Origin of the sequence: Geomonas oryzisoli, from assembly GCF_018986915.1 — a bacterium.
Classification (GTDB): Bacteria; Desulfobacterota; Desulfuromonadia; order Geobacterales; family Geobacteraceae; genus Geomonas; species Geomonas oryzisoli.
Genome location: NZ_CP076723.1, coordinates 3,840,165 through 3,863,378, shown reverse-complemented (window position 1 = coordinate 3,863,378; position 23,214 = coordinate 3,840,165). Strand labels below are relative to the sequence as shown.

The 23,214-nt window shown below is 65.7% G+C and carries 5 protein-coding genes; all 5 read left to right on the top strand.

Features of this window, described 5'->3' with window-relative positions; all coding sequences use genetic code 11:
- Positions 1-28: 28 nt before the first annotated feature.
- The 5 genes from KP004_RS16835 to KP004_RS21340 all read left to right on the top strand — a co-directional run bounded on the left by KP004_RS16835 (position 29) and on the right by KP004_RS21340 (position 23,211).
- Positions 29-2,029 carry an Ig-like domain-containing domain gene (locus tag KP004_RS16835; RefSeq protein WP_216799582.1) on the top strand — a complete coding sequence of 667 codons (2,001 nt, stop codon included), beginning with the start codon at positions 29-31 and terminating at the stop codon, positions 2,027-2,029.
- Positions 2,030-2,063: 34 nt separating this feature from the next.
- Positions 2,064-10,187: an Ig-like domain-containing protein gene (locus KP004_RS21200; RefSeq protein WP_239026842.1), complete on the top strand. Its 8,124-nt coding sequence runs from the start codon at positions 2,064-2,066 to the stop codon at positions 10,185-10,187.
- 466 nt (positions 10,188-10,653) lie between these two features.
- The gene (locus KP004_RS16820) at positions 10,654-14,277 is read left to right on the top strand and encodes a cytochrome c3 family protein (protein ID WP_216799581.1); all 3,624 of its coding nucleotides are present in this window, start codon (positions 10,654-10,656) and stop codon (positions 14,275-14,277) included.
- A 280-nt stretch (positions 14,278-14,557) separates the two neighbouring features.
- Entirely contained in the window at positions 14,558-21,124 is a 6,567-nt protein-coding gene (locus KP004_RS16815; RefSeq protein ID WP_216799580.1) for a CxxxxCH/CxxCH domain c-type cytochrome, read from the top strand.
- A 146-nt stretch (positions 21,125-21,270) separates the two neighbouring features.
- Positions 21,271-23,211, top strand: a complete 1,941-nt coding sequence (locus tag KP004_RS21340; protein WP_275423143.1) for an Ig-like domain-containing domain — start codon at positions 21,271-21,273, stop codon at positions 23,209-23,211.
- Positions 23,212-23,214 lie beyond the last annotated feature (3 nt).

Sequence of the window (23,214 nt, the reverse complement as noted above, 5' to 3'; positions counted from 1 at the left end):
GGCAAAAAACGATGGGGAAGAGGTCACTATGAAAAAAGCAGTTGTAGAAGCAGGAATCCACCCGCAGAAAGGTTCGGAACTGGCAACTGTCCAGTCGCTGGATGGGATCATCGGGGACGTGAGCGGTCGTGTGCGCATGAACCTGGTCGCGGCACTCGTGATGATCCTGCTGTTCTCCGGATTCTGTGTCACTTCTTACTTCATGCCTAACGCCAACGCGTGGCCGACCAAGTACGGCTCCTGCAGCGCCTCGGGCTGTCACGTGCAGGTCGATCCGGACGCGACCATCACCACCGCCATCAACGGCGTGGTGGGGACCGCGGTGACCGTCGCCGCCGGTGGCACCTTCGAGGTGGACTGGAAGGTGACCAAGGTGACCAACGCAGCGGGGGGCCAGGTGGGCGTCGGCGTCGAGATCAACCTGCCTACCGGCTGGGGGCTCGCCAAGGGTACCGTCAACTCCCCGGCCATCCCCGGGTGGAATGCGGTCTGGGATGCGGCCGACGGCGTCCCCGCCGGCTGGGCCACCGCCAACTCCTACAGCGCCTCAGCCGAATACCCGTCGAGCCCGGTTGGTTACACCGTCAACTACGACACCACCGCGTGGGACACCGGGAACAGGAACGCCGCCTACGACAACGCCACGGCGGGTGACCTTGACGGCATCGCCGATAACATGGGTGCCGACGCCATCGTGACCGTTCCGGCCGGCACGGCCGCCGGCTCCTACCAGATCGTGGTCCTCGGCGTCGGCCACGACTCCTCGAAATCCCACGTGGAGCAGGCGATCACCGTTACCGTCACCAGCGGCGGCGGTGGCGACACCACCAAGCCGGTGGTCTCGGCTGGATTCGCTGCAACCACCCCTTCACTCTCCAAGACCATACCGGTTTCCGGTTTCGCAGCCACCGACAACACCGGGGTCACCGGGTACATCATCACCACCAGCGCTACCGCACCGCTTGCCGGCGCAGCAGGGTGGACCGCTACCGCACCGACCAGCTACACCGTGGCCGCCGACGGCAGCTACACTCTTTACCCCTGGGCCAAGGATGCCGCGGGTAACGTGTCCAACGTCTACGCCTCGCCGGTTGCCGTCTTCGTCGACTCGACCAAGCCGGTAGTAAGCGCGGGCTTTGCCGCCACGACGCCGTCGCTGTCGCGGACCATCACTGTGTCCGGGTTCGCCGCAACCGACGCCAACGCTGTTACCGGCTACATGATCACCACCAGCGCCACCGCACCGCTTGCCGGCGACGCGGGGTGGCTCGGCACCGCCCCCACCAACTACACGGTCGCCTCCGACGGCAGCTTCACCCTGTACCCCTGGGCCAAGGACACCTACGGCAACGTCTCCGCGGTGTACGGCACGCCGGTCGCGGTCGTGGTCGACACGGTGAAGCCGACGGTATCGAGCACGGTGCCGGTGAACGGCGCCACCGGGACCAACCTGAACGGCGCGGTGACCCTGAACTTCAGCGAGAACATCAATTGCACCACGGTGACCACCAGCACGGTGACCATCTCTCCGGCGGTTGGCTGGACCAGATCCAGCTGCTCCGGGACCCAGGCGGTCTTCGCCCCCTCCGGCCAGGCCAACACCACAACTTACACGGTGACCGTCGGTGCGGCGGCGGCGGATACCGCGGGCAACACGCTGGCCGCCAGCTACCCCTTCAGCTACACCACCTCGGCCCCGGCCCCGAACAACGCTCCGGGCGCGCCGGCCACGCTGGTTCAGTACAAGAGCGACGGCACCACGGTGCTGACCAAGGGTCTCTACACCAACCTGACCGCGCTGGTCTTCAAGGGGACGGTGACCGACCCTGACAGCGACACCGTGCAGCTCGACATCGAGCTTGCCGACGTAGCCGCCGGCTTCACCGGCACCCCGACCTGCAGCAGCACGCTGGTAACCAGCGGCAGCACTGCGGCTGCGACCTGCAGCGGCATTCCCAACGGGCGTTTCAAATGGCAGGCTCGCGCCACCGACAGCAAGGGCGCAACCGGCAGCTGGACGCAATACTAGATAGGAGCGCTCGATGAAGGATTTGAGGAGATCGATGAGAGTGTCGACAACTCAGGAAACAGTTGAAGCTGCGTCCGGGGTGGGGCTGCTGCGCAACATGAGCGGCAGGACCCGCATGAACCTGATAGGCTCGCTGGTGATGACGCTGATCGTCGCCGTTTTCGGCCTGACCACCTATTTCATGCCCGACTACGCCAACGCGTGGCCGACCAAGTACGGCTCTTGCAGCGGTTCCGGTTGCCACGTGCAGGCCGACCCGGACGCGACCATCACCACCGCCATCAACGGCGTGGTGGGGACCTCGGTGACGGTCGCCCCGGGCGGCTCCTTCGAGATCGACTGGAAGTTCACCAACGTGACCAACGCCGCGGGCGGCCAGGTCGGCGTCGGCGCCGAGATCAACCTGCCGACAGGGTGGACACTTGCCAAGGGTACGGTGAACTCTCCCGCGATCCCGGGCTGGAATAGCGTGTGGGATGCGACCGACGGCGTTTCGGCCGGCTGGGCCACCGCCAACTCCTACAGCACTGCGTCTGAGTTTCCCAATAGCCCGGTTGGTTACACCATCAACTTCGACACCACCGCCTGGGACACCGGTACCAGGAATGCGGCCTACGACAACGCCACCGCCGGCAAGGACCTTGACGGCATCGCCGACAACATGGGTACCGACGCCAAGGTGACCGTTCCAGCCGGCACGGCCAATGGCACCTACACCATCGTGGTCATGGGTGTCGGTCACGACTCCGCGAAGTCCCACGTCGAGCAGGCCATCACCGTCACCGTCTCCAACGGGACCGACACCACCAAGCCGGTGGTCTCGGCAGGCTTTGCGGCCACCACCCCGTCCTTGTCCCGGACCATCACTGTCTCCGGCTTCGCTGCGACCGACAACACCGGCGTGACCGGCTATATGATCACCACCAGCTCCACCGCTCCGCTTGCCGGCGACGCGGGGTGGCTCGCTTCCGCGCCGACCAGCTACACCGTGGCCAGCGACGGCAGCTTCACGCTCTATCCTTGGGCCAAGGACGCGGCGGGCAACGTCTCCCTCGTGTACGGCTCCCCGGTCACCGTCCTGGTCGATACCGTCAAGCCGACGGTTACCAGCACGGTCCCGACCACCGGCGCCACCGGCATCACCCCGGACAGCACCGTTACCCTGAACTTCAGCGAGGCGGTCAACTGTGCCACGGTCACCACCAGCAGCGTCACCATCGCGCCCGCGGTGACCTGGGCCAAGACCAGCTGCTCCGGCAGCCAGGCAGTCTTCACCCCGACCGGCCAGACAGGCTCCACTTCCTACACCGTGACCGCCGGCACCGGCATCACCGATACCGCCGGCAACGCGATGGTGAGTTCGTATCCGTTCAGCTACAGCACGGCGGCCGCCATCGTCCGTCCCGACACCGCGATCTCCGCCCCGGCGGCATCGGCAGTTCTCTCCACCAGCCCGGCCTCCATCACCGGTAGCGCCACCGCCGGGACCAATGCGCTCGGTTCGGTTCAGGTTTCCACTAACAACGGCTCCACCTGGAGCGCGGCGGCCGGCACCTCCGCCTGGTCCTTCTCCTGGATCCTGCCTAGCGAAGACTACGTCTCCCACACCATCCTGGCCAAGGCGGTCGATAACGCAGCCAACGAGGATACCACCCCCGCATCGGTCACCGTGATCGTCGATACCGTGGCCCCGACTGGCCTCACCAATACGGCCCCGGCCAACCTGGCGACCAACCAGGCTCTGACCGCTTCACTCAGTTCCGGTACCGCAACCGACGCCAACGTGAGCGCTGCGGTCCAGTACTTCTTCGAACTCGCCACCGACAGCGGCTTCACCACCGGGGTGCAGCAAAGCGGCTGGCAGACCACCAGGACCTTCGCACCGACGCTTACCGGCGGCACTACGTATTACTGGCACGTGAGGGCTAAGGACGCCGCAGGCAACATCTCGGCGTACACCACGACCTGGAGCTTCACCACCATCGGGCCGACCGCGCCTAACGCACCGTCCGCCAGCCAGTACCAGGCCGATGGCAGCACCGCCATCGCGCAGGCCGGCACCGCGACCGGCACCTCGGTGGTGATCAAGTCGACTGTCACCGACGTGAACGGCGATAACGTGACCCTCCAGGTGGAGATGATCACCAACGCCAACACCTTCTCCGGTACGGCCAACTGCTCCTCGGTGGCAGTGGCCAGCGGCTCGACCGCATCCGCTACGTGCACCGGCCTGACCGACGGGCTTGCCTATAAATGGCGCGCCCGCACCACCGACGGCACCCTGAACAGCGCCTGGGTAGACTTCGGCGCCAGCAACCCTGACTTCACCGTCACGGTCCCCAACACCACCCCGGTTGCCCCGACCGCCCTGGCCCAGTACCAGGCCGACGGCACCACGGCCATCGTCACCGGTGGCACCGCTACCAGCAACGTGGTGGTGATCGGCGCCACCGTCGACGGCGGCAACTCCGACCCGGTCCTCCTCGAGGTCGACCTCAACAACGACGGCGTTGCCGACTGCGCGAGCCCCTATGTCACCGGCCCGGCCACCGCCCAGGCGATCTGCAACGGTCTTGCCGACGGCTCCTACGACTGGAGGGTGCGCGCCAAGGACAGCAAGGCCGTTTCCAGCGCCTGGACCGCCTTCAGCGGCACCCCTGACTTCCTGGTCTCCACCGGCCTCGACTTCGGCATCGACACCACCCCGCCGACCGACGGCATCGCCAGCGCGACCTCCGGCGACGGCTACATCACCGTGAGCTGGACCGCCGCCACCGACTCCGGCGCCGGCCTCGACCCGGTGAATACTTACAAGCTCGTCAAGTCGAGCGTCTCCACTCCGGCCGACTGCTCGGCCGCGGCGCTCTACGCCGGCAACGGCACTTCGTACTTCGACAACGCCGTTACCAACGGCACCACCTATTACTATAGGGTGTGCGCCCTGGACGAGGCCACCAACCTCTCCGCAGGCGTCACCGTTTCCGGATCCCCCTCGACCATCGCGCTGCCGGATACCACCATCACCGCCCCGGCCGCCAACGCCGTGGTCGGCACCGCCCCGGTATCCATCACCGGTGGCTCCAGCGCCGGCGCCAACCCGGTCGCCTCGGTCCAGGTCTCCACCAACAACGGCACCACCTGGGCCGCCGCCACCGGCACCGCCCCCTGGTCCTTCACCTGGGCACCGCCCACCGAGGACTACGTAGCGCACACCATCCTTGCCAAGGGTGTGGACAGCCTGGGCTACGCCGACGCTACCCCGGCGCAGGTCGTGGTCCGCGTCGATAACGTGGCGCCGGCCAACGTCGCCAACGCGACCCCGGCCAACCTGGCCACCAACGTAGCGCTGGCCACCTCCCTGACCTCCGCGGTTGCAACCGACGCCAACACCAGCGCAGCGGTTCAGTACTTCTTCGAACTGGCAACCGACAACACCTTCACCACCGGCGTGCAGCAGAGCACCTGGCAGACCGGCACCAGTTTTGCCCCGACGCTTGCCAGCGGCAACTCCTACTACTGGCACGTGAGGGCGAAGGATGCCGCCGGCAATATCTCCAACTACTCCACCACCTGGAGCTTCAGCACCATCGGCCAGAGCGGCCCGGATGCACCGGTAGCCGCCCAGTACCAGGCCGACGGCACCACCGCCATCGCCCAGGCAGGCACCGCCACCGGTTCCACCGTGGTGGTGAAGGCTCCCGTTTCCGACCCCAACGGTGACAATGTCACCCTGCAGGTAGAGATGATCACCAACGGCAACGCCTTCGCCGGCGTGGCCAACTGCTCCTCGGTAGCCGTCACCAGCGGCTCGACGGCAGCTGCAAGCTGCTCCGGTCTCACCGACGGGCTCTCCTACAAGTGGCGCGCCCGCACCACCGACGGCACCTACTACAGCGCCTGGGTCGATTTCGGCGGCAGCGACCCCGACTTCACCGTTGCGCTCACCAACGCCACCCCGGCCGCCCCGACCGCGCTCGCGCAGTTCCAGGCCGACGGCACCACGGCCATCGCTTCCGGCGCCGCCGCCTCCACCAACGTGGTGGTCATCGGCGCGACCGTCGACGGCGGCAACGGCGACTCCGTGCTCCTCGAGGTCGACCTGAACAACGACGGCATCGCCGATTGCGCAAGCCCCTACGTCACCGGCCCGGCCACCGCCCAGGCCTTCTGCGGCGGTCTCGCCGACGGCTCCTTTGACTGGAGGGTGAGGGCGAAGGACAGCAAGGGTGCGGTCAGCGCCTGGACCGCGTTCACCGGCACCCCGGACTTCACCGTGGCCACGGGCCTCGACTTCGCGGTCGACACCACCCCGCCGACCGACGGCAGCGCGAGCGATTCCTCCGGCGACGGCTACATCAAGATCAGCTGGACCGCCGCAACCGACACCGGCGCCGGCCTCGATCCGGTCAATACTTATAAGGTGGTCAAGTCGAGCGTCTCCGCCCCGGCCGACTGCTCGGGTAGCGCGCTCTACACCGGAAACGGCACCTCCTACTTCGACAACACCGTCGTGAACGGCACCACCTACTACTACAGGGTCTGCGCCCTGGACGAAGTGGGCAACCTCTCCGCAGGCACCACCATCTCCGGTTCCGCCTCGGCCATCGCGCTCCCCGACACCACCATGAGCGCGCCGGCGGCCAACGCCGTCATCACCACCGGTCCGGTATCCATCACCGGTACGGCAAGCGCCGGCGCCAACCCGCTCGCTTCGGTCCAGGTATCCACCAACAACGGCACCACCTGGGCTGCCGCCATCGGCACCACCTCCTGGTCCTTCACCTGGGCACCGTCCACCGAGGACTACGTGGCGCACACCATCCTCGCCAAGGGGGTCGATAGCCTCGGCTACGCCGACGCCACCCCGGCACAGGTGACCGTCCGGGTGGATAACGTCGCCCCGGCAGGGTTGAATAACTCGGCGCCGGCCAACCTGGCCACCGCCGTGGCGCTTAATGCCTCGCTCACCTCGACCACCGCCACCGACGGCAACACCTCGGCCGCTGTGCAATACTTCTTCGAGATCGCCACCAACTCCAGCTTTACCACCGGCGTGCAGCAGAGCGGCTGGCAGCTTGGCACCAGCTTCACCCCGACCCTGGCTCCTGCCACCCAGTACTTCTGGCATGTCATGGCGAAGGACGCCGCCGGCAACCCCACCGCCTACACCACCACCTGGAGCTTCACCTCGGGCGTGGTGGCACCTGAGACCGTACTCTCCGCACCGACCGCCGGCACCGTCTTCTCGACCTCGCCGGCCGCAATCAGCGGTACCGCGACCGCGGGCACCAATCCGCTGGGCTCGGTACAGGTTTCCGTGAACAACGGCAGCACCTGGAACACCGCCGCCGGCACCGGTTCCTGGAGCTACTCCTGGACCCTGCCCGCCGAGGACTACGTGGCTCACACCATCCTGGCGCGCGCGGTAGACAACGCCTCCAACGCAGACCCGACTCCTGCCAGCGTTGCCGTCTACGTCGACACCGTGGCTCCGACCGGCTTCGCCAACTCCACCCCGGCGAACCTCGCCACCGCCGTGGCAACGACCACGTCGCTGACCACGACCGCGGCGACCGACGCCAACATCACGGCATCGGTACAGTACTTCTTCGAGATCGCCACCAACTCCGGCTTCACCACCGGCGTGCAGCAGAGCACCTGGCAGACCGGTCTCTCCTTCGCGCCGACGCTGGCCTACGGCACCACCTACTACTGGCACGTGAGGGCCATGGACGCCGCCGGCAACGTCTCGGCCTATAGCACCACCACGAGCTTCACCACCGCTGCGGCCACAACCACGGTGGGCCAGGGTACCGGCGAAACCAATATCACCATCGCGCCGGGCACTATCGAGATGGACCTCGACGCCTTCACCCTGGCTACCCAGGCGGGGACCGACACGGTCACCGGCATCACCGTGACGCTCGCCAACGGCACCTGGGCCGGCATCGCCTCTTTGGAAGTCACCGACGACACCGGCACCATCATATACGGCAGCGCCAACCCGTCGTCCAACACCGTGGCCATCACCCTGACCACTCCGATCACGGTGACCACGACCCCGACCCAGTACGTCCTGGTGATCGACGCCAAGGCGCCGACGGCCATGCCGGCACCTCCCGGCGCCAGCTATGCCGTCACCGGCGCCGTGACCGCGATCGCATCCAGCAACCCGAAATCCTACGGTGACACCGCCTCTGCGACTGTCACCATCGACAACCTCTCCCCGGCCAACGTCACCGCCGCGGGTGGCGCTGCCGGCATTGCCTCCAACTCGCTGTACTGGACCAACCCGGCCGACTCCGACTTCGCCGGCATCGTGGTGCTGCGCCGCGCCGGCAGCGCCGTCACCGACACCCCGGTGGAAGGCGCAAGCTACCTCCTGGACAACGTCATCGGCTCCAGCACCGTGGCCTATGTCGGCAGCCTTAACAACTTCATCGACGCGCCGCTTGTCAACGGCACGGTCTACTATTACAAGATCTTCGCGGTCGACTCCCGCGGCAACTACTCGGCAACCGGCGTAGCAGTCGGCCCCTACACCCCGGTGCGCACCGCCTGGGCCAACAGCCCCATGCTGCACACCTCCACAACCACCGGCTCCACCAAGTGGAGCGCCAACGGAGGCTGGGGTGAGCCCGGCAAGAAGTACGGCGGCTTCACCTGCGCCACCTGCCACAATATGAGCACCGCCAACATCATGCGCATGCAGACCAGCGTGGCAACTGGCGACGGCAGCAACTGGGCCACCAACAACAGCCCGACCATCGCGGTCTCCTATCTTGATCCGGCAACCGACAAGGGCAGCGATACGGTCCACGCTACCTCCAACCGGATCTGCGAGGTGTGCCACAGCCAGACCGTCGCCCATAAGTACAACAACACGACCGCGGGCCATAACGGCACCGTGAACTGCACCCAGTGTCACTCGCACAACGCCGGCTTCAAAGGCTCCGGCGGCAGCTGCCTGCTGTGCCACAACTCCCCGCGCGGCGTGCGCCAGCAGGTCGTGGGCGCGACGCTCGGCGCCACCGGCGACGACTTCGTACGCCCGTCCAGACACATCAAGAACACCACCGTCAAGAACGTGGACTGCATCGTCTGCCATGCCGAGGGCGACACCACCTCCACCGAGAGCTCGGTGAAGCAGGTCAGCCTGCATGGCACAAGCGGTGCCCCGGTTCTCCTTAGGAACGTCGACAGCCAGGCTAACCCCGGTGCTGCCAATACCAACTACTGGGTCTGGCCGGGACGCCGCGCCGGCGGCGCCAGCATCAGCTCCGGAGACCGTGACAATATGGACCGCTTCTGCGTCAACTGCCACGACGCCGACGGCGCCTCCACCATCACCGTCAACACCGCCGGTGACGGCATCACCACCGGCACGGCGCTGGCCAGGAAACTGACCCCGTTCAACCCGCTGGACGGCGGTTCGCCGCTCAACGTGAAGTCGCAGTTCAACTCCGGCAACGCGGTGGGGAGCGCCTACGCCAGCCATCATAACCTGAACATCTACACCAAGCGCTACACCTCAACCTACGCGTCTACCTACGCGTCCCGCGGCGGCTGGACCGGCACCTCGAAGGACGGCGTAGGCATGACCTGGAGTACCGGCCTGCACTGCTCCGACTGCCACCTGAACGAGAGCAACGCCCACGGTGCGAGGAACGCCACCCGGATGCTGCAGGACAAAAACGGGGCCGACGCGGCTGCCACCAACACCAACGACGGCACTGCAACCTTCGTCTGCTACCGCTGCCACCTGAGCACCGTCTACAACTACTCGAACGTGACGGTGACCGGCAAGGCCCGTATCGAGCACAGCAGCTTCGACAACGTCCCTTGGGGTGCGGGCACCTACAACGACCACGGCATCGTCTGCTTCAACTGCCACATGGGCGGTGGTGTCAACAACATCGGCGGCATCCACGGCAACAACCGTTCCATCACCACCCTGACCCAGGGGGCCACCAAGAGCTACCGCTTCATCTACGGCGCGGAGCTTGGCCTCAATATCTCGGAGGCCAACTGGTCCACCACCACGGCGCCTACCTGCTACACCGCCTCCTCCACCTGGGGCGGCGCCTGCAACAAGCACGACGGATCCGCAGGCACCGGCAGGATAGGTACCCCGAACTACGCAAGACCTCTGCAGTAACCCCAGAGGGTGACGCCCCGGACTTGCCGGGGCGTCACCCTCTGCTCTCACCAATTTGCGGTTAGCCGCGCCCATGCTTTCGGCCTGGCGGCCTCCCTGGCCGGGCGAGCGGACGCCGTGAACCATGTGTCCCGTCTAGTTAGCCTCGCCTTACCATTCTGTTACCGTGTTGTTGCCAAACCCATCCCTTTACCCCACGAACCTTCCGGTGATATCCCTAAACAGCCCCGCAGGGCGTGCGCGCGGTGCTTTATTCTTAAAATTCCCCAAGCCCTTCCAGTACTGCCTTTCCAAAAATTCTCGTGCTCATTAGAGAAGTTGCTTCACCTGTCCGACAAATCCATCATACGCCATTTGGCGTATCGGATACCGGGTATGCTTTTTGCTCATTAGGCGGACCGTAGGACTATTTCGTACCTCTAAGTCGTCCATTACCGCACGTGAGGACCAGGGACAGGGGAAGGATATGCTGAAAAAAACACTGGCTGTTCTGGCTGCTACGGCCGTCATATCGGGGGCGCTCTGGTCGTGGGCTGCGACGTCGTTCCAACTGCAGACCAAGCTGAACAACACCGGCGGTACCCTCCAGATCCGCAACAACCCCGTCCAGACAGCTTCCGGTACGGTCGTGTACACCAACTTCACCACCTCGGAACTGGTTCCGGTGAAGGTAACCGCCAACCCCGGGTTCAAGATCACCAGTCTGACCAAGACCGGTGTGGCCCAGGTGATCGGCAACTACACAACGCACTACTCCACGACCTTCAAGAAGGCTGACGGCTCGCCCCAGTCCCTCATCGCGGGCTTCACCGCCCAGAAGTACACGGTCAGCGGCACCGCCTACGGCCCGGGCGGCATCACCCCGGCCAGCACCCAGGTCACCTACGGCGGCACCGCGGTCTTCACCGTCACCCCCAATGCCAACTCGGTGCTGACCTCCGTCAGCGGCGGCACGGCCACCAACCTTTCCGGCGGCGCGATCAGCTTCCCCTACCTCGGCCAGGCCAACATCACGGTCAGGAACGTAACCGGTCCGGCCGCCGTGACAGCGTCCTTCTCCTCGGTGGGGATCAGCGCCGGCGAGAGCCAGACCGGGATGATCGTCACCAAGGTGACCCTGAGGGGCTCGATGCAGGGTGGCGGCACCTTCACCTGGAGCCAGGAGAGCGGCCCGGCAGTCACCCTGCAGGACGCCAGCACCCTGAACCCGAACTTCGTGCCGATGACGCTGGGCACCTACGTGTTCCGCGCCACACAGTACCTGGACGGCGTCGCGGTTTCCACCTCCACCACCCAGGTGAAGGTGGTCGACTCGCTGATCGACTCCATGCGGACCGACTGCAACGGCTGCCACTCCGCCACCGGCGTCTACCCGACCCCGATGGCGTTCACCCTGTGGTCCTCCTCGAACCACAAGTCCCTGGGCGTTTCCTGCGTTTCCTGCCATACCACCGGTGCCATGCCGACCCCGGTCAACGTCTCGAGCGTCGACTCCAACACCTTCGTCAACCTGGCGGCCTCCGCGGGCCCGGTGGGCGGTTACTTCTGCGCCGCCTGCCACACCGACTCGATTTTCTCCGGCTATGACCGCTCCATGCATAAGACGGTTGGCGTCACCTGTACCTCCTGCCACAAGGGGGGGGCGCATCAGCCCGAGGCGGACCCGGGCGTCTGCGCGGGATGCCACTACAACGGCCTGGGCATCGTCCCCAACCACACGGTAGAGATCGGCAGGAACGTTCTCTGTATCTCCTGCCACAACCCGCACTCCAGCTTCGCGGCGGTGCAGGGCGACCTGGAGACGCTGCACTACGGCAACATGACCACCGGCGCCTACCCGGCGACCTACGTCACCTCGCGTTCGGCCTGCACCGACTGCCACTTCTCGACGGTCACCAACCAGGCGATCCGCCAGGCGTGGTACACCTCGGGTCACGCCCACGGGGCCGCGCCGGCGTTCTCCAGCTACGACTTCAAGACCATGAACGGCTGCGTGCAGTGCCACACCACCACGGGCTTCGTGAACTTCTCCACCGCCAAGGTGACCACGGCCTGGGGCGATTCCGCGGACAAGACCAAGGAGATGGTCACCTGCCGCGCCTGCCACGTCGACATCACCACCGGCGCGCTGCGCACCATGGCGCCGTCCAAGCCGTTCGCCAACGAGCCCACCTACCTGAACCCGGCAGTGGGCGAGTCCAACCTGTGCATGACCTGCCACAGCGGCACCAACACCGGCCAGGTGATCACGGACAAACTGCAGGCGAACGCGGACTTCACCAACCTCGCCTTCATCCCGCCGCACTACGCGGTCTCCGGCGCCACCATGTACGCCAAGGGGGGCTACCAATTCCCGGGACGCAACTACGACCTGGGCGCCACCCACAGCAACCTCGGCTTCGACAACGCCAAGGGGCCCTGCGTCATGTGCCACAGAAACGGCACCTACGGCCACTCCTTCAGAAGCGGGGTGAGCTCGATCTGCACCACCTGCCACGGCACCAACATGACGGAAGATCAGCGCCTGCTGGCGCGCGACTCCTTCACGAGCCTTTTGGAAGTGCTGCGTGCCCAACTGGCGGCCAAGGGCTTCATCTACACCGAGAAGGCGCCGCACTTCAACGAGCGTAACTGGGGCTCCGGTCAGCAGGGTGCGAACGTCATGGGCGCCGCCTTCAACTACGCCCTGTTGCTGCGGGAGCTCGGTTCCTTCGGCCACAACCCGCGCTACTCGAAACAGCTGGCCATGGACTCCATCGACATCCTGGACAACGGCGTGATCGACGACTCGGTGACCACGCTGGCGGTGCCGACCCTGCGCGACGCGGGTGCGATCAGCCAGGCGGTGGCCGATTCCGTCGTCGCCTACAAGGCGCGCAACCTGTGCATCACCTGCCACGGCGGCTCCGCTTCGACCCCGAGCCCGATGGCGACCAACCAGCATGCGACCCACATCACCGCGGTCTACGGCCCGGGCAACTTCCTGGGGAGCGAGTACACCGCCTGCCAGGCCTGCCACGTCGGGACCACCGCAACGCACATGAACGGCTCGCCGGACCTGAAGAGCGGCAACGGCTCGCTGTGCCTTGGGTGCCACGCCGGCCAGCTGGTTGACTGGAAAACCACCACCCGCATCGAGTGCACCGTGTGCCACGCGCAGAACCCATCGACGCTCCCCAACGGGGTGCAGGCGCCGTACAAGGCCTACTTCGGCACCTCCGGCCACGGCCGCTTCGCCGCTGCGAACCAGTGCACCGTGTGCCACGACAGGAACGCGACCCACATCACCGGGACCCTGGGGGACAGCAAGCGTCTGCTCATGAACAACGACAACACGCTGTGCGCCTCCTGCCACAGCAACGCCGCCATCGTCTCGGCGCGCATCCTGAACCTCGGCACGCACGTCACCAAGGACAACGTGGACATCAACTGCCGCGAGTGCCACGACACGCACGGCACCGGCAACCTCTCCATGATCAGAAGCGAGATCGGGGGCTTCACCATCGCCTACACCGACCGGATCAACACGCTGGTGGAGACCACCTACAACCGCGGCCTGTGCCAGGTCTGCCACACCAAGACCAACCACTACCGCGCCGGCGTGCCTGAAACCGGCCATTACACCTCGGGCTGCCTGGACTGCCATCCGCACAATGGCGTCGGCGGCGCCTTCAAGCCGGTCGGCGGCGCCTGCGACTCCTGCCACGGCTATCCGCCTGCGCCGAAGAACACCGCCACCGTGTTCGGCAGCTACGCCAACTGGGCCAACGCGCGCTTCGAGGACTACTCGGGCGGCGGCGGTGCGCATCTCGTGGCGGCGCATATCTCGCCGTTCGCCACCCCGGGGGAAGGGTGGGCCAACTGTTCGGTATGCCACAACGCCGGGATGTCACACAAGATGACCACCCCGATCAAAGATCACATCGAGAACGTGACCGTGGTGGTGGACAGCAGCCTGCGCTTCTCCAACAGCTTCACCATCTACACCGGCGCCAAGCTGACCAGCGTGCCGGGTGCCAACATGACCGGCAGCTGCTTCAACATCGCCTGCCACATGAGCCCGTCGGCACGGTGGAGTACAGAAAGGTAAAAAAAGACTAGACATACTCACTCAATTTACTGGATCGAACGCCGATTCAGCTTGATAAAGGTCTGGCGTATTTCAGGCCACCTATAGAAGAAGCTTTACCAAGTAGCAAAAAAGATGATGGAAACCCGGCGGGATAGTGGATTCCCCCGCCGGATCGTAGAGTGCAATGTAATAGGGTCAGGTGTTTTGAGATAAAGGAGTGGAAATGAGGAGCTACCGCAGACTCGGATGGTACAACACACGAGTGATAGCTTTGCTGATGGCGCTGGGATTTACGCTCTTGGCTGGCACAAGGGCAGAGGCTGCACCGCAGTATGATTACGGGTGCGACGCCTGCCACACCCTGCCTCCTCTTGATTCAGCCAACGGGCAGCGCATTCCGGCTACCGGCGCGTTTAAGGGCAATCATGCAGGCCATGCCGACAGTACCGCGCAGTCGTGCGTCAAGTGCCACGGCTCCGGCGTGCTCGTGTACCAGAACGGCCACCGTACCGCTGACATCAAGGTCTCCGGTAACATCAACGGTTCGGCGACCGGCAGCTACAGCCGCGCCTTCGTGAACCAGACCTCGGTGCCCCCGACTCCGCTTGGGTCCTGCTCCAACGTGAACTGCCACTTCGAGCGCACCAGCCCCGAGTGGGGTAGCGCGGCTTATGCCAGCCCGACGGATTGCAACAGCTGCCACGGCTCCTCGATGACAGCGGGCCATCCGGTTTCCGGCTCCAAGCATGGCACCTATTACGGCACCGGCACCGGCGCCTGCGTCAAGTGCCACACGGACCACAGCGCCGAGGCGAAGCCGTTTGCGCACGCGACCAGCGTGACCCACCGCGGCATCGCGCTCAACTTCACCGCGGCACCCAACAACGGCGGGAGCTACTCCGGCCCGACCAACGATTTTCTCCCGAGCCAGACCAACACCTTCGGATCCTGCTCGGGCCTCTACTGCCACAGCGACGGTACCACCAAGACCGGTCCCTTCACGACAACCACCGTCCCCAACTGGGGCAACGCGACCCTGGGCTGCAACGGCTGCCACGGCGGTCCGGCGTCCCTGGGGACCAAGATCCTCGCTACCGGCAAGCACCAGGCCCACGTCAACAACAGCGGGACCCTGGGTAGCAACTACGGCTGCGCAGACTGCCACGGCAAGACCGCGGCGAGCGATTCCGTCATCGGTACCATCGCAAACCACGTCAACACCTTCGTCGAGTACTCCGGCGCGAAGGCCGGTAAGAACTACTCCGGCGGCTCCTGCTCCACCAGCTACTGCCACACCTCCGGTAAGAAGGGTGTCACCGGCATGGCCTCGACCGTCGAACCGGCAGCTCCCTCCTGGAGCGGCGCGGCCATGGTCTGCAACGGCTGCCACGGCGCCCAGGTGACCCCGACCGCGGGTGTCGCCTTCAACTCCGTTGCGGGTGAGCCGAACTACGTCTCCGGCGCCGCGGGCTCCGGCACCGCCAACTCGCACCAGAAGCACGTAGCGGCGGCAGGCGCCAGCACCTGCGCCAACTGCCACTCGAAGACCACCACCACCGGCACCACGCTGATCGCCGCCGGCCAGCACATCGACGGCTTCATCAACTTCACCTCGGGCAACGGTAAAACCTTCGGCAAGCAGGCCAACAAGACCTGCTCCGACATCTCATGCCACTCCGGCAACGGCATCGTCGCCAACGTCGGTGCCGCGCAGTGGGGGGGGACGCTCAACTGCAACGGCTGCCACGGCGGCCCGCTGGCCCTGGGGAGCAACGTCATCGGCAGCGGCAAGCACACGGCCCACGTGAACCAGGCCGGTGTCATCGGCGACAACATGGGTTGCGTCGACTGCCACTCCAAAACGGTATCGAGCGACTCGGTTGTCTCCGACAGCTCGAAGCACATGAACAACTTCGTCGATTACTCCGGTGCACGGGCAGGCAAGAGCAGCACCTACTCGGCCGGGACCTGCTCCTCCACCTACTGCCACACCTCCGGTAAGAAGGGACAGACTGGCATGGTGGCCACCGTCGAGCCGGGGAACCCCTCCTGGAGCGGCGCTGCCCTGGGCTGCAACGGCTGCCACGGTGCCCAGGTCACCCCGACCGCCGGTGTTGCCTTCAACTCGGTGGCGGGCGAGCCGAACTACGTTTCCGGCGCCGCCGGCTCGGCCAACGCCAACTCGCACCAGAAACACGTGGGTACCGCGGGCGCTACCACCTGCGTCAGCTGCCACTCGAAGACCACCAGCACCGGCACCAGCATCATCGCAGGCAGCCAGCACCTGGACCGCTTCGCGAACTACACCGCCGGCGGCGGCAAGACCTTCGGCAAGGTTGCCAACAAGACCTGCTCCAACATCTCCTGCCACAGCGGTAGCGGCATCGTCGCCAACGTGGCCAACGCCCAGTGGGGCGCGACCCTTGGCTGCAACGGCTGCCACGGCGGCCCGACCGCTCTCGGGAGCAGCATCCTCAACACCGGCAAACACACCGCGCACGTGAACCAGGCGGGCGTCCTGGGCGACAACTACGGCTGCGTTGAGTGCCACTCCAAAACCGTATCGAGCGACTCGGTCGTTTCCGATTCCACCAAGCACCTGAACTCCTTCGTCGACTACTCCGGCGCCAAGGCAGGCAGGAGCACCACCTACAGCGGCGGCACCTGCTCCTCCACCTACTGCCACACCTCCGGCAAGAAGGGACAGACCGGCATGGTAGCGACCGTCGAGCCGGCAAACCCGTCCTGGAGCGGCGCGACCATGGGCTGCAACGGCTGCCACGGCGTACAGATCCTGCCGACCGCAGGCGTCGCCTTCAACTCGGTAGCGGGCGAGCCGAACTACGTCTCCGGCGCCGCCGGCGCTGCCAACGCCAACTCGCACCAGAAACACGTCGGTACCGCGGGGGCCACCACCTGCGCCAACTGCCACTCGAAGACCACCGCCAACGGCACCACCCTCATCTCCGGCGGGCAGCACACCGACCGCTTCATCAACTACACCGCCGGTAACGGCAAGACCTTCGGCAAGGTCGCCAACAAGACCTGCTCCAACATCTCCTGCCACTCCGGCAGCGGCATCGTCGCCAACGTGGCCAACGCCCAGTGGGGCGCGACCCTTGGCTGCAACGGCTGCCACGGCGGTCCGACCGCCCTGGGGAGCAACATCCTCAGTACCGGCAAGCACACCCAGCACGTGAACCAGGCCGGCGTGATCGGCGACAACATGGGCTGCGTCGAGTGTCACTCCAAGACTGTTTCCAGCGACTCGGTCATCTCCGACTCCACCAAGCACCTGAACGCCTTCCTCGATTACTCGGGCGCCAAGGCCGGCAAGAGCAGCACCTACGTCTCCGGCACCTGCTCCGCCACCTACTGCCACACCTCCGGTAAGAAGGGCTTCACCGGCATGGTGGCCACCGTCGAGCCGGGGAACCCCTCCTGGAGCGGCGCTGCCCTGGGCTGCAACGGCTGCCACGGTGCCCAGGTCACCCCGACCGCGGGTGTCGCCTTCAACTCGGTCGCGGGCGAGCCGAACTACGTCTCCGGCGCAGCCGGCTCCAGCAACGCCAACTCGCACCAGAAACACGTGGGTACCGCAGGAGCCACCACCTGCGCCAACTGCCACTCGAAGACCACCAGCAACGGCACCAGCATCCTGGCAGGCGGCCAGCACCTGGACCGCTTCAACAACTACACCGCGGGTAACGGCAAGACCTTCGGGAAGCTTGTCAACAAGACCTGCTCCAACATCTCCTGCCACTCCGGTAGCGGCATCGTGACCAACGTAGGCGATGCCCAGTGGGGCGCAACCCTCGGCTGCAACGGCTGCCACGGCGGCCCGGCGGCACTCGGGAGCAACATCCTCAACTCCGGCAAGCACGCCGCCCACGTCAACCAGGCCGGTGTCCTGGGCACCAACCTCGGCTGCGTGGAGTGTCACTCCAAAACGGTTTCCAGTGACTCGGTGGTATCCGACTCCACCAAGCATCTGAACTCCTTCGTCGACTACTCCGGCGCCAAGGCCGGCAAGAGCACCACCTACTCGGCCGGGACCTGCTCCGCCAGCTACTGCCACACCTCCGGCAAGAAGGGGCAGACCGGCATGGTGGCAACGGTCGAGCCGGCCAACCCGTCCTGGAGCGGCGCTGCCATGGGCTGCAACGGCTGCCACGGCGCGCAGTTGACCCCGACCGCGGGTGTTGCATTCAACTCGGTTGCAGGCGAGCCGAACTACGTCTCCGGTGCGGCAGGCGCCGCCAATGCCAACTCGCACCAGAAGCACGTCGGCGCGGCAGGCGCCACCACCTGCGCCAACTGCCACTCGAAGACCACCACCGACGGCACCACGCTGGTCGCAGGCGGCCAGCACCTGGATCGCTTCAGCAACTACACCGCCGGTAACGGCAAGACCTTCGGCAAGGTCGCCAACAAGACCTGCTCCAACATCTCCTGCCACTCCGGCAGCGGCATCGTCGCCAACGTGGCCAACGCACAGTGGGGTGCAACCCTTGGCTGCAACGGCTGCCACGGCGGCCCGACCGCCCTGGGGAGCAACATCCTCAACACCGGCAAGCACACGGCGCACATCAACCAGGCCGGCGTGATCGGCGACAACATCGGCTGCGTTGCCTGCCACGCGAAGACGGTTTCCAGCGATTCCGTAATCTCGGACAGCACCAAACACCTGAACTCCTTCGTCGACTACTCCGGCGTCCAGGCAGGTAAGAGCACCACCTATTCGGCGGGCACCTGCTCGGCCACCTACTGCCATACTTCCGGTAAGAAGGGCTTCACCGGGATGGTGGCGACCGTCGAGCCGGCGGCTCCGTCCTGGAGCGGTTCGGCCCTTGGCTGCACCGGCTGCCACGGCGCACAGGTACTGCCGACCGCGGGCGTCGACTTCAACTCCGTCGCGGGTGAGCCGAACTACGTCTCCGGCGCAGCAGGTTCCGACAACGCCAACTCGCACAAGAAACACGTCGGGGCAAGCGGGGCAGTCACCTGCGTCTACTGCCACTCGAAGACCACCACCACCGGCACAAGCATCGTGGCCGGCGGTCAGCACATCAACTCGTTCAACAACTACACCGCAGGCGGCGGCAAGACCTTTGGCAAGCAGGCCAACAAGACCTGCTCCAACATCTCCTGCCACTCCGGTAACGGCATCGTCGCCGGCGTGCCGAGCGCACAATGGGGTGCGACGCTTAACTGCAACGGCTGCCACGGCGGCCCGGCTGCTCTGGTCACCAACGTCCTCGTGACCGGCAAGCACACCGCGCACATCAACAACGCGAGTGCCGGCGGCAACTACGGCTGTGTCGACTGCCACGCCAAGACGGTTTCCAGCGACAGCGCAATCGCCGACACCACCAAACACGGCAACGCCTTCGTCGACTACTCCGGCGTAAGAGCCGGCAAGAGCAGCACCTACGTCTCCGGCACCTGCTCCGCCACCTACTGCCATACCTCCGGTAAGAAAGGGCAGACCGGCATGGTGGCCACCGTCGAGCCGGCCAACCCGTCCTGGAGCGGCGCGGCCCTTGGCTGCAACGGCTGCCACGGCGCCCAGGTCACCCCGACCGCCGGGGTCGCCTTCAACTCCGTTGCCGGCGAGCCTAACTACACAAGCGGCGCCGCAGGCTCCGCGAGCGCGAACTCGCACCAGAAACACGTGAAGGCCGTCGGGGCCACCACCTGCGTGCTGTGCCACAGCGCCACCGTGGATGCAACCGGCACCCAGATCATCGGCAGCCACACCAACAAGGTGGTCGATGTCGTCGCAGGCGGCACCGCTTCCTTCGGCTACCCGGGGAGCAAGACCTGCTCCAACGTCTCCTGCCACGCGGGCACCGGTTACACCGCCGCCAACGCCGTGTGGGGCGCGACCCTCGACTGCAAGGGGTGCCACGCGACCCTGTCCGGCGCGCATACTCGTCACGTCGGCACCGCCTGGGGCACCCTGCCGTACTACAACTACACGTCGAACACCTCGACCGGTACCGACACCGACGGCGTCACCTGGAAGGCCTACGGCTTCGGCTGCGCCAACTGCCACCCGCTCACCCTCGCCAACCACATGAACGGCACGGTTGAAGTGGAACTGAACACCGCTACCGGCGCCAGCACGCTCAGGAAGAAGAACTCTGCTGCGGCCGTCATCGGCAGCACCGGCACCGGCACGGTCTCCTGCTCCAACGTCTACTGCCACGAGAACACCACCACGCCGCAGTGGAACCAGACCTACACCGCAGCGACCCGCTGCTCCGGTTGCCACGAGAACGCGCCGAGCACCGATTCGCACGCGGCTCACAAGGTCGGCATCCACTACGACGACATCTACTCCGGTACCACCGGCCTCTTGCCGGCTTCCGGCGCGGTTGGGGTCAACGCGGGTCACGGCGACCCGGCTCAATCGACCACCATCGGCTGCAACATCTGCCACTACAACACGGTCAACCTGCCGCGTAACAAGTACAACAGCTCCTGCTCCACCGCGTCTTGCCACGGCAACACCACCGGCAGCAACGCCGACGCGACCGGGGCCGCGAGGATCACCAACCTGGCCTTCCATGTCAACGGCCAGAACGACATCGCCTTCGCGCCGACGACGTACATCAAGTCCAAGGCCCAGGTCACCGACGCCAACTTCGTGAACTACACCGGCGGCATCGCAGGATGGAACAAGACCCGCACCTACAAGCAGGGCGCTTCCTCCTACGACACGTCGAAGAACTACATCACCGTCGGCACCTACTCGGCAGGGAGCTGCTCCAACATCTCCTGCCACAACGGTGTGTCCGTACACTGGGTGAACGACTTCGGCGGAGCCCAGGACTGCACCATGTGCCACGTCAACCTGTAAGTCAGTAACGTCCCGGGGCGCGAGCCCCGGGCACTTGAAAAGCCAAGACCCCTGGAGGGCATTCGATGAAGTTCGCTGTACATCGCAAGAGGGAGAACATGAAAAGTTCGAGAGCTCATGAGAGCCGGGAAAAAACAGTGGGTGGCATGAAAGGTTTAGCCGCCGTTGCCCTGATCGTGGCCTTCGTCTGCAGCACCTTCACCTTCCTGGTGTTGTCGCAGCGTGAGGCACTGGCCCAGCCGACCAAGAGCACCACCTGCATCACCTCAGGTTGCCACGTGACGGCATCGACCACGGCGACCCTGGCGTGGGGCACCATCTACAACGCTGTCAAGAACCCCGCGTCCCCGACCACCCTGACGGTCACCGCCGGTTCTTCGTTCGAGTTGGAGTGGATCGCCACCAACATGACCGACTCGGCCCACGGCAACGCCGGTATGTCCTGCATCATCGGCCTGCCGACCGTATCTCCGACCGCGTGGACGATCTCCAACGGTACCAGCAACAACGCGGGGCTCACCGGCTGGAACACGATCTGGGATGTCGCCGCCGGCCACACCTGGCGTACCGGCACCATGCTCAGCACGCCCAACTGGGCCTCTTCCCCCAATGCGTACACCATCGACTGGACCGGCTCCAACTGGGACGTGCCGTCAACCGGAGCTGCCTACGACAACGGCTCCACCACCACCCCGGGCGACCTCGACCGCACCGCCGATAAGATGGGTATCGACGTCCTGGTCAACGTCCCGGCCGACACCCCCGCCGGTACCTACACCGTCACCTTCGGCGGCGTGGGCCACTACTACACGACCAAGACCAACAAGTGCAACAAGGCCCAGGCCATCACCATCACGGTCACCGCGGCAGGCGGAGGCGACACCACCAAGCCGGTGGTCTCGGCGGGCTTCGCAGCAACCACCCCGTCTCTTTCCAAGACCATCGCCGTGTCCGGTTTCGCAGCTACCGACAACACCGGCGTCACCGGCTACATGATCACGACGAGCGCCACGGCGCCGCTCTCCACCGATGCCGGCTGGCTCGCCACCGCGCCCACGAGCTACACGGTCGCAGCCGACGGCAGCTACACCCTGTACCCCTGGGCCAAGGACGCTGCGGGTAACGTCTCCGCCGTCTACGGCACCCCGGTCGCCGTGGTGGTCGACTCCACGAAGCCGGTTGTTTCGGCGGGCTTTGCCGCTACTACCCCGTCGCTGTCCCGGACCATTGCCGTCTCAGGTTTCGCCGCCACCGACGCCAGCGGCGTCACTGGCTACATGATCACCACCAGCGCCACGGCGCCCCTTGCCGGGGACGCAGGGTGGCTCGCCACCGCACCGACCAGCTACGCCGTTGGGGCGGACGGCACTTTCACCCTGTACCCCTGGGCCAAGGACACCTACGGCAACGTCTCCGCCGCGTACGCCTCGCCGGTCACCGTCGTGGTCGACACCGTGAAACCGACCGTCTCCTCGACCGTACCGGTCAACGGCGCCACCGGCACCACGCTGAACGGCACCGTGACCATCAACTTCAGCGAGGCCGTGAACTGTGCCACGGTGACCACCAGCTCGGTGACCATCGCGCCTGCGGTCACCTGGGCATTGACCAGCTGTTCCGGCAGCCAGGCCGTGTTCACCCCCTCCGGGCAGGCGAACTCCACCGCCTACACGGTGACCGTCGGCACCGCGGTTGCCGACAGCGCAGGGAACACCCTCGCTGCCAGCTACCCCTTCAGCTACACGACGTCCGCCCCGGCTCCGAACAATCCGCCGGCGGTACCCGCCTCGCTGGCCCAGTACAAGAGCGATGGCGCCACGCTCCTTGCCAGGGGCCTTTACACCAACCAGACCACGCTGGTCTTCAAAGGGACCGTCACGGACCCCGACAGCGATACCGTAAAGCTTGACGTCGAGCTCGCCGACGTCGGGGCGTCCTTCACCGGCACCCCGACCTGCAGCGGCACACTGGTAACCAGCGGTACTACCGCGGCCGCAACCTGCAGTGGCATCACCAACGGCCGGTTCAAATGGCAGGCCCGCGGCACCGACAGCAAGGGCTTGTCCGGCAGCTGGACGCAATACTAATAG

Coding starts and splice junctions, on each gene's coding strand:
- KP004_RS21340 (WP_275423143.1), top strand. CDS start 21,271: ATGAAAGGTTTAGCCGCCGTTGCCCTGATCGTGGCCTTCGTCTGCAGC.
- KP004_RS21200 (WP_239026842.1), top strand. CDS start 2,064: ATGAGAGTGTCGACAACTCAGGAAACAGTTGAAGCTGCGTCCGGGGTG.
- KP004_RS16835 (WP_216799582.1), top strand. CDS start 29: ATGAAAAAAGCAGTTGTAGAAGCAGGAATCCACCCGCAGAAAGGTTCG.
- KP004_RS16820 (WP_216799581.1), top strand. CDS start 10,654: ATGCTGAAAAAAACACTGGCTGTTCTGGCTGCTACGGCCGTCATATCG.